The sequence below is a fragment of the Gandjariella thermophila genome, from assembly GCF_005405885.1.
Classification (GTDB): domain Bacteria; phylum Actinomycetota; class Actinomycetes; order Mycobacteriales; family Pseudonocardiaceae; genus Gandjariella; species Gandjariella thermophila.
Genome location: NZ_BJFL01000011.1, coordinates 25,448 through 38,268, shown reverse-complemented (window position 1 = coordinate 38,268; position 12,821 = coordinate 25,448). Strand labels below are relative to the sequence as shown.

Sequence of the window (12,821 nt, the reverse complement as noted above, 5' to 3'; positions counted from 1 at the left end):
CCGCCGGAAGACCCGTCCCCTTCAACCCCTCACGACCACCCCGGCGTCAACAAGGTCATGGCCCGCAACACGGTGTGGACGACATCGTCGATGTTGTCGCGTCGGAGTCGGCGGGTTGGCTCACCAGCCGCGGGTGCGCCATTCGGGGAGTTTGGGGCGCTCGGCACCGAGGGTGGAGTCGTCGCCGTGGCCGGGGTAGAACCAGGTGTCATCCGGCAGGTAGTCGAAGACGCGGGACTCGACGTCGTTGATCAGGGACTCGAAGTTCTCCGGAGACGTGGTCTTGCCGACGCCGCCGGGAAACAGCGAGTCGCCGGTGAACAGATGCGGATGGCCGGCCGGGTCGCGGTAGAGCAGCGCGATCGAGCCGGGCGTGTGGCCACGCAGGTGGATCACCTCCAGCTCGCATTCCCCGACCCGGAGCGTGTCGCCCTGCTCGACGAGGATGTCCGGGGGCACCGGGAGCGGGCCGGCGTCGGCGGGGTGGGCCACGGTGTTCGAGCCGGTCGCGCCGGCCACCGCACCGAGCGCCTGCCAGTGGTCCGCGTGCTGGTGGGTGGTCACGATGGTGCGCAACGTCGGCCGATCGGTGCCGTGGCCGAGCAGGTCGGACAGCCGCTCCGGGTCGTTGGCCGCGTCGACCAGCAGCGCCTCCCCGGTGCTCCGGCACACCAGCAGGTAGGCGTTGTTGTCCATCGGCCCGACCGAGACCTTGGTGATGGTCAACGCGTCCAGCGTGCGGCGTGCGGCCGCGCCCTGCGGGTCGACGTGCCCGGTGTACTCGTCCAGAACCTCCACAACGGCTGACGGTAGCCGGTGTGGCCGGACCGCTCCACGCCCCCGCGGTTCCGCGTGTTGCCCGGCGGTCCCCGGCCGTACCCGAGCGCGCGGGCCGGCCGGTCAGGCCCAGGCCGGCAGTTCCGGGGCGTCCAGCGCGACGCCGTCGGCCCGCCCGGTCAGCCAGGCGAGCAGGTCACCGGCCGGGCCGCGAACGGTGGCGGAGACCGCGCCGGACCGGGCGTTCAGCTCCCAGCTGCGGCTGCGGTCGTCGAACTCGGCCTCCAACCACAGCGACGGCACCTCCGGCCGGCCGTGGAACCCGGTCACGGCGTCGTCGATCAGTGCCTCCAACTCGTCACCGGGCAGGTCGCCGAAGTCGACGCCGAGGTCCAGGTCGACCAGGTGCACCAGCACCTCGCGCCAGCGCAGCCAGGGCACCTCGTGCGCGGCGAGGGCGGAGTCCCAGATCGCCACCTCGGCGCGCCAGGCGCTCTCCGGCAGTTCCCGGACCGCCACCGCGAACCGGGCGCTCGCCGCCGCGAGGTCCTCGTGCAGCAGCCGCGCCGGCCGGGCCGAGCCCTCCTCGATGGCCTCGTCCCGGTCCGCCCTGCTCGTGTACGCCGGATGCTCCACCCCGGTGCGGGCCCAGGTGAGCAGGTTGACCAGGGCGTCGGCGTTGCGGGCCAGGTGGCTGACGACGTGGCCCCTGGTCCAGCCGGGCAGCCGGCTCGGGCCGCGGGCGGCCGCGTCCGTCATCCGCTCGACCACCCGGTCCAACCGTTCGGTGGCGTCCACCACCGCGCGCAACCCGGCCATCGCTCGCTCGACGGCGGCCTTGCCACGGGGCATGTCGGCTCCGGAGGAAGTTGCGGACGGTGCGACGGATCCGGCGTTGGTTCCGATCATTTCGCCCCTCCCCGACCTCGAGGCGTGATCTACGGCGATCATTGGTGGGTTCGCTCCAGCGTAGGGGTGCGGGGTACCAACCGGTAGGGCCTGACGGGCGGCGTTTGCCAGCCGGTTTGTCAGTCGGCTTCTCCTTTGGTCCACTCCCGGGCGGGAGGCGGAGACGCCTCGCCCGCCGGCGGCTGCTGTGCCTGGTGAGCCTGGTGGTGTTGGTGCGAACGCGGGACTCGGCAGGTCGGGTTGGTCGAGGCACACTGACCTTGACAGGGGAATGCGCCGGCCCCGCCGCCCCGTTTCCGTCGGTGGCCGCGCATAGCATGTTTTGTCGGTGGTGGTGCCTAGCATGAGCGGCCTCCGCACCACCCAACCGTCGCAAGATCATTTCCGAGGGGACTTCAGTGGCCGACCGCCTCGTCGTTCGCGGTGCCCGCGAGCACAACCTTCGTAGCGTCGACCTGGACCTGCCCCGGGACAGCCTGATCGTGTTCACCGGTCTGTCCGGATCGGGCAAGTCGAGCCTGGCGTTCGACACGATCTTCGCCGAGGGGCAGCGGCGCTACGTCGAGTCGCTGTCCGCGTACGCGAGGCAGTTCCTCGGCCAGATGGACAAGCCGGACGTGGACTTCATCGAGGGCCTGTCCCCGGCGGTGTCCATCGACCAGAAGTCCACCAGCCACAACCCGCGGTCCACCGTAGGCACCATCACCGAGATCTACGACTACCTGCGGCTGATGTACGCGCGGGCCGGCAAGCCGCACTGCCCGAACTGCGGCCGGCCGATCACCAAGCAGACCCCGCAGCAGATCGTCGACCAGGTGCTGGAGATGGAGCCGGGCACCCGGTTCCAGGTGCTCGCCCCGGTGGTGCGCGGCCGCAAGGGCGAGTACGTCGACCTGTTCCGCACCCTGCAGGGCCAGGGCTACGCCCGCGTCCGGGTGGACGGCACGGTCTACCCACTCACCGAGCCCCCCAAGCTGAAGAAGCAGGAGAAGCACGACATCGCGGTGGTGGTCGACCGGCTGACCGTCAAGCCGAGCGCCAAGCAGCGGCTCACCGACTCGGTGGAGACCTCGCTGCGGCTGGGCGACGGCCTGGTCATCCTGGAGTTCGTCGACCTCCCGGCGGACGCCGAGCACCGCGAGCGGATCTTCTCCGAGCACCTGGCCTGCGCCGAGTGCGGGCTGAGCTTCGAGGCCCTGGAGCCGCGGTCGTTCTCGTTCAACTCGCCGTACGGGGCCTGCCCGGAGTGCACCGGCCTCGGGACACGCAAGGAGGTCGACCCGGAGCTGGTGGTGCCGGACGACGAGCTGTCCCTCGCCGAGGGGGCGATCGCGCCGTGGGCCGGCGGGCAGACCGCCGACTACTTCACCCGGCTGCTGGAGTCGCTGGCCGAGGCGGTCGGCTTCCGGATGGACACCCCGTGGCGGCGGTTGCCGGCCCGGGTGCAGAAGGCCGTGCTGCACGGCGTCAACGAGCAGGTGCACGTCCGTTACCGCAATCGGTACGGCCGGGAGCGGTCGTACTACGCCAACTTCGAGGGCGTCATCCCGTTCCTGGAGCGCCGGCTCGACCAGACCGAGTCCGAGTACATGCGGGAGAAGTACGAGGGCTACATGCGGGAGGTGCCCTGCCCGGCCTGCCGGGGCACCCGGCTCAAGCCGGAGATCCTCGCGGTCACCCTGGAGCACAGCGACCTGGGGGAGAAGTCCATCGCCGACGTGTGCGCGCTGTCCGTGCAGGGCTGCGCCGAGTTCCTCAACGGCCTGGTGCTCGGCCCGCGCGAGCAGATGATCGCCGGCCGGGTGCTCAAGGAGATCCAGGCCCGGCTGGGCTTCCTGCTCGACGTCGGCCTGGACTACCTCTCCCTGGACCGGGCCGCGGGCACGCTCTCCGGCGGCGAGGCGCAGCGCATCCGGCTGGCCACCCAGATCGGCTCCGGCCTGGTCGGGGTGCTGTACGTGCTGGACGAGCCGTCCATCGGGCTGCATCAGCGGGACAACCACCGGCTGATCGAGACGCTCACCCGGCTGCGCGACCTGGGCAACACGCTGATCGTGGTGGAGCACGACGAGGACACCATCCGCACCGCGGACTGGGTGGTGGACATCGGCCCGGGCGCCGGGGAGCGCGGCGGGCACATCGTGCACAGCGGGCCGGTCGAGGGGCTGCTCGCCGAGAAGCGCTCGATCACCGGCGCCTACCTGGCCGGCCGCAAGCAGATCCCGGTGCCGGGCATGCGTCGGCCGGTGGACCGCAGGCGGCAGCTCACCGTGGTCGGCGCGCGCCAGCACAACCTGCGCAACATCGACGTGTCGTTCCCGCTGGGCTGCTTGGTCGCGGTCACCGGGGTGTCCGGGTCCGGCAAGTCCACCCTGGTCAACGACATCCTGGCCACCGTGCTGGCGAACAAGCTGAACGGCGCCAGGCAGGTGCCCGGCCGGCACACCCGGGTGCGCGGGCTCAACCTGGTGGACAAGCTGGTCAAGGTGGACCAGTCGCCGATCGGCCGCACCCCGCGGTCCAACCCGGCCACCTACACCGGCGTGTTCGACCACATCCGCAAGCTGTTCGCGGCCACCACCGAGGCGAAGATCCGCGGCTACCAGCCCGGCCGGTTCTCCTTCAACGTCAAGGGCGGCCGCTGCGAGGCGTGCGCCGGCGACGGCACCATCAAGATCGAGATGAACTTTCTGCCGGACGTCTACGTGCCGTGCGAGGTCTGCAAGGGCGCCCGGTACAACCGGGAGACCCTGGAGGTGCACTACAAGGGCAAGACCATCGCCGAGGTGCTGGACATGCCGATCGAGGAGGCGGCGGCGTTCTTCGAGCCGATCAACGCGATCCACCGGCACCTGCGCACCCTGGTCGACGTCGGCCTGGGCTACGTCCGGCTCGGCCAGCCGGCACCGACCCTGTCCGGTGGTGAGGCGCAGCGGGTGAAGCTCTCCAGCGAGCTGCAGAAGCGGTCCACCGGCAAGACGGTCTACATCCTGGACGAGCCGACCACCGGGCTGCACTTCGACGACATCCGCAAGCTGCTCGGGGTGATCGACGGCCTGGTGGACAAGGGCAACACGGTGATCGTCATCGAGCACAACCTGGATGTCATCAAGACGGCGGACTGGATCGTGGACATGGGCCCGGAGGGCGGCGCGGCCGGTGGCACGGTCATCGCCGAGGGCACCCCGGAGCAGGTGGCCGAGATGGAGCACAGCTACACCGGCCAGTTCCTGCGGCACGTCCTCGACGGGCACCTCGCCGCGGGCGTGACGCCGGTCGTCCGCGCGGTCGCCTCCGCCGGCTAGTGGCTGCCGGCGGTCGCCCGCGCGGCCCGCCCGCCGGGCGCGGGCACCAGTCGCGGCGGAACCCGGCGATTTGCCACCGCACATTACACGGATCGGCGGGAACCGGACGCGGAGTGCGCCATTCTTATCAGCTATGAACCTGCCGAGACCATCTTCCCCTGCCGCGGGTGCCGGTGCGGCCGCCGCGGAATCCTTCTCCGTGCTGCCCGCCGAGCTGACCGAGGCGGCCGCGCATGCCGGACGGGCCGCCGAGGACCTCGGGCACACCGTGCGGGCCGGCGCCGGCATGCTGCGCCACGGCGGGCCCGGCCTGCTGATGGACGCCGCGCTGGACGGTTGCGCGCAGACCTGGATCACCAGGCTGGGCGGCCTCTCCGAGGCCGTGCAGGGGGTCGCCGACCGCCTCTCCGAGACCGTCGCCGGCTACCAGCGGGCGGACGAGGAGAACGCGACACGGTTCCGGGCCATCGGCGGGCGTTGAGAGGATCGGATTCGTGGTCTCCATCGAACAGCTCCGGAATTTCCGCCCCGACACGCTGGAATCCGCGGCCGACGCCTGGCAGCGGCTCGCCGACGCGGTTTCCGAGCACGGCGACCGGCTGCACCGCGAGGTCGGAGGCCGGCTGGCGGCCTGGCAGGGGCAGGCGGGTGAGGCCGCGCGCGGCCACCTCGACCAGCTCGGTGCCCGGTTCACCGACCACCACCAGCGGCTGCGCGCGGTCGCCAAGACGTTGCGCGCGGGAGCCGACGGTCTCGGCCACGCCCAGTCGGTGCTGAACCGGGCACTGCGGATCGCCGAGGAATTCGGGCTGGAGATCGGCAAGGACGGTTCGGTGTCGTGGAACGCCGCCCGCACCGTCGAGATGCTCACCGATCCGGCGAAGCTCGCCACCGTGGAACGGCTCGCCAAGGAGGTCGGCGGCCTGATCGGCAACGCGCTCGACAGCGCCACCAAGGTCGACGAGGAGGTCGCGGCGGCGCTGCGGCAGCACGGGGCGGACGAGGCGGACCCGGGCGCCGTGACGACGATGTCCTACCCCGGGGACGGCGGTGGCGAGACCCGCGACCCGGTCGGCGACGCGAAGAAGGCGGCCGCGCTGGCGCGGAAGGCGCCCCTGCTCAGCGACGAGGAACTGGAGGAGCTGCAGACACTGCTCGACTCCTACGCCTACGACCACGAGTTCACCACGACGTTCTACAACCAGCTCGGCGCCGAGGGCGCGCTGCGGTTCACCGGCGTGCTGGCGCAGATGGCCAGCGGCCTCGACCAGCAGCACAACGGGTTCCGGCTGTCCGCGCTCACCGACATCCAGCAGCAGATGGGTGCCGCGCTGGCCACCGCCACCGACGGCAGCCAGCAGCCGCACCTGGACCAGAACTGGATCGACCAGTTGAAGGCCGCCGGCCGCGAGAAGATCGACATCGGTTCGTACTCGTACCAGCCGTACGGCTACCAGATGCTCGGCACGCTGCTGGACAACCACTGGTACTCGAAGGACTTCCTGCTCCAGGTGGGCGGCGACATGTACGACTTCGAGAACCACAACCCGCTGGTGTGGGCGGAGAACCGGCCGAACGGCGCGATGTACAACGGCTTCGACCTCAACATCGCGAATCCGAAGACCGGCGGGTTCGACCCGATGAACGGCCTGATGTCGGCCATGCACCAGAACTCGGACGCGGCCAAGGCGTTCTTCGACCCGGCGCACGGCGACAAGATCGACTACCTGCTCGGCAAGCGCCACTGGGTGCCCGACCTGCCGTCCGGCACGCCGATCCCGGCCAACTACCAGTCGCCGGGCATGGACGAGTTGGGCAACGCGTTGCAGGGCGCGACCACCGGCGGGACGCACGACCAGGTCTCCGCGCACATCATGACCGAGACGGTGCACGTGCTGGGCTCGTCGCAGTTCCGCAACGGCGACGTGCCGCCGGTCATCCGGGACAGCGTGGGCAGCATGGTGGCCGCCTACATCGGCGACGTGAACCACGCGATCCAGCAGCACGGCGACCTGAACGATCCCGCCCACCTGGGCTACGGCACCTGGACCGACCCGGTGCTGCCCGGGACCAGGGACGCGCACGCGCTGTTCGACGAGAACGAGGTGCTCCGCGTGATGGGCAGCACGGCGCACGACCCGAACGCCTACGTCACCATGTACAACGCCGAACGCGCCTACAGCGCCGTCGCGATGGACCACATCGCCGGGGACACCCAGCACAGCATGGACGACCGCAGCCACCAGATCGAGGTGCAGGCCGGGAACTCGGCGAAGGTCTTCGGCGCGCTCGACGACGCCAAGGCCGACGCCATCAGCCAGGGCCACAAGGCGGCCGACGACGCCTACAACCACGCGATCGAGCAGCGCGGGAAGATCGCGAACCTGGTGCTCGGCAAGGTCATCGACAAGCTCCCCGTGCCCGGCGCCAGCTACATCGGGCAGGGCGCGGAGGGCTACATCAACGCCCTGGTCGAGGGCTCCAAGCACGACAGCAGCGCGATCGCCCAGCAGGAGATCGCCAGCCAGTACGGCCACGGTCGCTCGCAGGCCGCGGATCTGGCGTTCCAGGCGATGTGGCAGCACCAGATGTGGTCGCCGAACGACGCGCCGCCGCCCGACCTGCGCTCCGCGGACCTGTCCCACCTCAGCGAGCAGCAGTGGAACGAGTTGCAGAGCTGGACCAGCGGCGCCGGATACGCGCGCTATATCGGCCCGGTCGTCCACCAGATCGACAACGACTACAGCACCGGCCGGCTCCGGCTGAAGGAGTCCGAGGGCCAGAACTGAACGGTGGGCGGCGGTGGCCGTTCCGGGACACCGCCGCCCACCGCGTTACCGGTAGCCGCTGGACGTTGCCGTTCGCCGGGCGGAACAGGTCTCGCCGGACACCGCCTCAGCCGGTGGGTCGGGGGGTGGCGGTCTTCCGCGCGTAGGCGTCCACGAGTTGGGCCTCCGCGGTGTCCAGGTACTCGGCGAGCAGGCGTTCCGCGCCCGGACCGTCGCCGTCGGCGAGCCGGGCGATGATCGCGTGGTGGCGGGCCAGGTACGGCTCGTGGAACCGGCGCGGGTCCGCCATGACGTGGAACACCAGTCGCAGCTCGGCGAGCACGCCGGCCATCAGCTCGTCCACCCGCCGGCTGCCGGCCAGCGCGGTGAGCGCCTGGTGGAAGTGCATGTTGGCGGTGCCGAGGGCCCGCCAGTCGTCCCGCGCCTTGGCCTCCTCGCCATCGGCCACCGCCGCGGCGAGCCGGTCCAGGCCGTCCGGCCGGCGGTCGACCCCGCGGATCGCCGCGCACTCGACCAGCTTGCGCACCCGGTAGAGGTCCACCACGTCGGCGACGGTGAGCAACCGGACGAACACGCCCCGGTTCAACTCGTGGACCAGCAGGCGTTCGTGGGTGAGCAGCCGGAACGCCTCCCGCAGGGTGTTCCGGGAAACCCCCAGGCCGGCGCCGATCGCATCCTCGGCCAGCCGGGTACCCGGAGGGAAAAAGCCCTCGGTGATGCGGGTCCGGAGGATGTCCGCGACACGCTCCGCGGTGCTGGTGCGGCCGAGCAGCGCCCGGTCCGCCTCCAGCGCGCGACCGCCCTCCGGCGACGGCGGCGCGGCGCGCCCCGAGGCGAGGTACCCGGAAGCGGTTTCGGTCACGGCACCCTCCAGCGTCCGGCCGGCACGCGGCACACGGCGCGACACGCACGGTCGCCACGCATGCCGGTCAGGTTCCGAATGTAGCCGGTGCGTCGCGGAACGAAGCAACATCCCTCTTGTGGGATTGTTCAACGATCCTCTAGTGTGCTGTCCCACCGCGCCGCACCGTCCACCACCCGGCCGTCCGCCGTCCACCCGGCCGGCCCGAACCCGCGACGCGGGTCCGGGAACCAGGACGGCGACCCGCCCGTCCCGATCGCTCGCCCACCACCTGCCCCCACCTGCGAGGTGAGAGATGAGCACTTCCTCCCCATCCGGCACGGCATCCGACACGACGCGCGTGTCCGAGGACACGCGACCGTTCGCCTGGCTCCGTTCCCTCGGCCCCGGAGGCCGCCGCGCCTTCGCCGGCGCGTTCGGCGGCTACGGCCTGGACTCCTACGACTTTCAGGTCCTGCCCCTGGGCCTGGTCGCGATCTCCGCGGGGCTCGGCATCTCCAAGGGCGAGGCCGGCCTGCTCACCACGGTCACCCTGGTGCTCTCCGCGGTGGGCGGCGCGCTGTCCGGGCTCCTGGTGGACCGGATCGGGCGCGTCCGCACCCTGCAGATCACGGTGCTCACCTACGCGGTGTTCACCGTGCTGTGCGGGTTCGCGCCCAACTTCGGAACCCTGCTGGTGTTCCGCGCGTTGCAGGGCATCGGCTTCGGCGGTGAATGGGCGGCCGGCGCGGTCCTGGTCGCCGAGTACTGCCTGCCGCGCTTCCGGGGCAGGACGGTCGGCTTCATCCAGAGTTCCTGGGCGGTCGGCTGGGGTCTCGCCGTGGTCGTCTACACCATCGTGTTCAGCGTGACCACGCCGGACATCGGATGGCGCGTGCTGTTCTGGACCGGCGCGCTGCCCGCGCTGCTGGTGTTCTACCTGCGCCGCCGGGTCAGCGACGCGCCGCACGTGGCCGAGCAGACCCGAAGCGTCGAGCGGCGCGGCTCCTTCGGCGCGATCTTCGGCCGGGACCTGGGCCGCACCACGCTGTTCGCCGCGCTGCTCGCCACCGGCGTGCAGGGCGGCTACTACACGCTGGCCACCTGGGTGCCCTCCTACCTGAAGACGGAGCGGCATCTCACCGTCGTCAACACCGGCGGGTACCTGGCGTTCCTCATCACCGGCGCGTTCGTCGGTTACGTCTGCGGCGGCTACCTCACCGACCTGCTCGGCCGCAAGCGCACCTTCGCGCTGTTCTCCGTGCTGTCGGCGGGGCTCATCTTCGCCTACACGCACCTGCCGACCGGGGCGAACACCCTGGTGCTGTTGCTCGGCTTCCCGCTCGGGTTCTTCATCTCGGCGATCTTCAGCGGGTTCGGCTCCTTCCTGGCCGAGCTGTACCCGACGGCGCAGCGCGGCACCGGCCAGGGGTTCACCTACAACTTCGGTCGAGCCGTCGGCGCGGCGTTCCCCACCCTCGTCGGCTTCCTGGCCAGCAGCTGGGGAGTGGGCGGCGCGATGGTGTTCGGTGCGTTCGCCTACGTGATCGCCGCGCTGGCCCTGCTCGGCCTGCCCGAGACCCGCGGCCGCGAGCTTCTGTGAGCCGCTGGAGGTCCGACCATGACGACGATCCAGAATCCGGCGAAGCTGACCCCGCGGGAGGCCCGCGGCCTGTTCCGGGACGGCATCGCCGCACCCACCACCGGGTGGTGCACCGGATACACCCAGGCCAACCTCATCGCCGTGCCCGAGGACTGGGCGTACGACGTGCTGCTGTTCACCCAGCGCAACCCCGGGCCGTGCCCGGTACTCGACGTCACCGACCCGGGCGCGGCGCACACCGTGCTGGCACCCGGCGCGGACCTGCGCACCGACCTGCCCCGCTACCGGGTCTGGGAGCACGGCGAACTGGTCGACGAGCCCACCGAGGTGGCCGCGCGGTGGCGGGACGACCTGGTCGCCTTCCTCATCGGATGCAGCTTCACCTTCGAGACCGCGCTGGTCGAGGCGGGCATCCCGCTGCGGCACCGGCAACAGGGCCGCAACGTCGCCATGTACCGGACCGACCGGCAGTGCCGGCCGGCGGGGCGGCTGTCCGGGCCGATGGTGGTGTCCATGCGCCCGATTCCCGCCGACCAGGTGGACACGGCGGTGCGGGTGACCGCTCGCATGCCGGCGGTGCACGGCGCACCCGTGCACGTCGGGGACCCGGCCGGGCTGGGCATCGCCGACCTGGACCGGCCGGACTTCGGCGACCCGGTGACGGCCGTGCCCGGCGACGTGCCGGTGTTCTGGGCCTGCGGGGTGACGCCGCAGGCGGTGCTGATGGCCTCCCGGCCGCCGTTCGCGATCAGCCACGCGCCCGGCCACATGCTCGTCACCGACTCCAGCGACGCCGAGTACCGGGTCGTCGGATGATGGCGCCGTGGGCGCGACGGTTCCGGGCCGGAGGTGCGTGATGCCGCGGTTACGCCGGTGCGGCCGGCACGCCGCCCTGGTCGACGTGAACGACCTGGAGCAGGTCCTCGACCTGCACGCCGAGTTGCGGCGGCACACCCCGGCCGGGGTGGTGGAGATGGTGCCCGCCGCCCGCACCCTGCTGCTGCGTTTCGACCCGGCACGGACCACGTTCGACCGGCTCGCCACCGATGTCGCCGCCCTGGCCGGCGGCGCCGACCCCGGCACCGCACGCGCGGCGGGCGACACCCGCGCCCCGGTCACCGTGCCGGTCCGGTATGACGGCGAGGACCTCGCCGAACTCGCCCGCGAGGTCGGGATGCCCCCCGGCGAGGTGGTGCGGCGGCACACCGCCGGCGAGTACGTGGTCGCCTTCTGCGGGTTCGCCCCCGGGTTCGGCTACCTGGCCGGCCTCGACCCGGCCCTGCACGTGCCGCGCCGCGCCGAGCCCCGCACCCGCGTGCCGGCCGGTGCCGTCGCCGTCGCCGACCGGTACACCGGCGTCTATCCGCGGCCGTCACCCGGCGGGTGGCGGATCATCGGGCACACCGAACTCGCCGTGTGGCAGCCGGACCGCGACCCGCCCGCGCTGCTCCTGCCGGGCACCCGCGTCCGCTTTGCCGAGGTGGCTCCCTGATGCGCCGCGGCGACGCCATCGCGGTCGCGTGCGGACTCACGGACGGGAAGGTCACGTGATGCGCGTGCTGACCCGCGTCGCCCCACGGGGTCGCCGGAACCGGTGCGAACACGTGGAGGAGACGCCGTGACCCTGACACCCGCGGCCGCCACCCCGGCGGCCACCGGTGGGCAACCGCTTCGCGGCAGTCTCCAGATCGTCCACCCCGGACCCTCGGCCACCGTCCAGGACCTCGGCCGGCCGGGCCTGGCAGCGCTCGGCGTCGGCCGGTCCGGTGCCGCCGACCGGCGAAGCCTCCGGCTGGCCAACCGGCTGGTCGGCAACCCGGAGGGCGCGGCCGCGGTGGAGATCACCTTCGGCGGCCTGGCCGCCCGCTTCGACCGGCCCGCGCTGGTCGCCGTCACCGGCGCACCCTGCCCGGTGCGGGTCGGCGACCGGGCCGCCGGCATGAACGGACCCGTCCGGGTGCCGCCCGGCGCGGAACTGCGCGTCGGAACGCCCACCAGCGGCATGCGCAGCTACCTCGCGGTGCGCGGCGGGATCGACGTGCCACCGGTCCTGCACGCGCGGGCCACGGACACCCTCGCCGGCCTCGGCCCGTCCCCGCTCGCTCCGGGCACCGTGCTGCCGATCGGCTCCGACGCCCTGGCCTATCCCACCGTGGACCTCGCACCGCAGCCCGGATATCCGGACCAGCCGGTGCTGCGGGTGGTCCCCGGCCCGCGCGACGACTGGTTCACCGGCGATGCCCTGGCCACGCTGTGCTCGGTGCCGTACGAGGTGACCAGCGACAGCAACCGGGTGGGCCTGCGGCTCGCCGGGCCCGCTCTCCGCCGCCGGGATGCCCGGGAACTGCCGCCCGAGCCGATGGTCGACGGTGCGCTCCAGGTGCCGCCGTCCGGCCAGCCCATCCTGTTCCTCGCCGACCACCCGGTCACCGGCGGCTACCCGGTCGTCGCCGTCGTCGTCGAAGACGACCTGCACCTCGCCGCCCAGACCCGTCCCGGCCAGCGCATCCGCTTCCGCCCGGACGACGGCCGCTGACCGGTCACCTCAGGAAAGGCATGAGCACGCGCGGAAAGGTCACACCCCGATCTTGACGCCG

The 12,821-nt window shown here is 72.0% G+C and carries 10 protein-coding genes; 7 read left to right on the top strand and 3 right to left on the bottom strand.

Annotated features, from left to right (window positions below; genetic code table 11):
* Nucleotides 1-120: 120 nt before the first annotated feature.
* Nucleotides 121-798, bottom strand: a complete 678-nt coding sequence (locus FFT21_RS13010; protein WP_137814106.1) for an MBL fold metallo-hydrolase — start codon at nucleotides 796-798, stop codon at nucleotides 121-123.
* Between the two features lie 102 nt (nucleotides 799-900).
* Nucleotides 901-1,629, bottom strand: coding sequence for a maleylpyruvate isomerase family mycothiol-dependent enzyme (locus FFT21_RS13005; protein WP_137814105.1), 729 nt, complete (start codon nucleotides 1,627-1,629; stop codon nucleotides 901-903).
* 455 nt (nucleotides 1,630-2,084) lie between these two features.
* On the opposite strand from FFT21_RS13005, the gene uvrA reads away from it, so the two are divergent.
* From uvrA to FFT21_RS12990, 3 genes are all read left to right on the top strand, one after another.
* Nucleotides 2,085-4,991, top strand: coding sequence for an excinuclease ABC subunit UvrA (gene uvrA, locus FFT21_RS13000; protein WP_137814104.1), 2,907 nt, complete (start codon nucleotides 2,085-2,087; stop codon nucleotides 4,989-4,991).
* Between the two features lie 133 nt (nucleotides 4,992-5,124).
* The gene (locus FFT21_RS12995) at nucleotides 5,125-5,472 is read left to right on the top strand and encodes a DUF6317 family protein (RefSeq protein WP_137814103.1); all 348 of its coding nucleotides are present in this window, start codon (nucleotides 5,125-5,127) and stop codon (nucleotides 5,470-5,472) included.
* Nucleotides 5,473-5,485: 13 nt separating this feature from the next.
* Nucleotides 5,486-7,780: a WXG100 family type VII secretion target gene (locus FFT21_RS12990; protein WP_192909512.1), complete on the top strand. Its 2,295-nt coding sequence runs from the start codon at nucleotides 5,486-5,488 to the stop codon at nucleotides 7,778-7,780.
* 106 nt (nucleotides 7,781-7,886) lie between these two features.
* Here FFT21_RS12990 and FFT21_RS12985 read toward each other — a convergent pair whose 3' ends face one another.
* Complete coding sequence (locus FFT21_RS12985; protein ID WP_225978377.1) at nucleotides 7,887-8,552, bottom strand: GntR family transcriptional regulator; 666 nt, start codon at nucleotides 8,550-8,552, stop codon at nucleotides 7,887-7,889.
* Nucleotides 8,553-8,937: 385 nt separating this feature from the next.
* Here FFT21_RS12985 and FFT21_RS12980 point away from each other — a divergent pair, with 385 nt between their 5' ends.
* The 4 genes from FFT21_RS12980 to FFT21_RS12965 all read left to right on the top strand — a co-directional run bounded on the left by FFT21_RS12980 (nucleotide 8,938) and on the right by FFT21_RS12965 (nucleotide 12,760).
* Nucleotides 8,938-10,224 (top strand): MFS transporter, encoded by a 1,287-nt coding sequence (locus FFT21_RS12980; protein ID WP_137814100.1) that lies wholly within the window; start codon nucleotides 8,938-8,940, stop codon nucleotides 10,222-10,224.
* A gap of 18 nt (nucleotides 10,225-10,242) precedes the next feature.
* Nucleotides 10,243-11,040 carry a putative hydro-lyase gene (locus FFT21_RS12975; protein WP_137814099.1) on the top strand — a complete coding sequence of 266 codons (798 nt, stop codon included), beginning with the start codon at nucleotides 10,243-10,245 and terminating at the stop codon, nucleotides 11,038-11,040.
* A gap of 40 nt (nucleotides 11,041-11,080) precedes the next feature.
* A complete protein-coding gene (locus tag FFT21_RS12970; protein WP_137814098.1) occupies nucleotides 11,081-11,716 on the top strand; it encodes a 5-oxoprolinase subunit B family protein in 636 nt (211 codons plus the stop codon).
* A 132-nt stretch (nucleotides 11,717-11,848) separates the two neighbouring features.
* Nucleotides 11,849-12,760, top strand: a complete 912-nt coding sequence (locus tag FFT21_RS12965; RefSeq protein WP_137814195.1) for a 5-oxoprolinase subunit C family protein — start codon at nucleotides 11,849-11,851, stop codon at nucleotides 12,758-12,760.
* Nucleotides 12,761-12,821: the final 61 nt, after the last annotated feature.

Bases quoted from the DNA above. Each gene is read 5' to 3' on its own strand.
- FFT21_RS13005 (WP_137814105.1), bottom strand. From the start codon at position 1,629: ATGCCCCGTGGCAAGGCCGCCGTCGAGCGAGCGATGGCCGGGTTGCGC.
- FFT21_RS12995 (WP_137814103.1), top strand. From the start codon at position 5,125: ATGAACCTGCCGAGACCATCTTCCCCTGCCGCGGGTGCCGGTGCGGCC.
- FFT21_RS12980 (WP_137814100.1), top strand. From the start codon at position 8,938: ATGAGCACTTCCTCCCCATCCGGCACGGCATCCGACACGACGCGCGTG.
- FFT21_RS12975 (WP_137814099.1), top strand. From the start codon at position 10,243: ATGACGACGATCCAGAATCCGGCGAAGCTGACCCCGCGGGAGGCCCGC.
- FFT21_RS12970 (WP_137814098.1), top strand. From the start codon at position 11,081: ATGCCGCGGTTACGCCGGTGCGGCCGGCACGCCGCCCTGGTCGACGTG.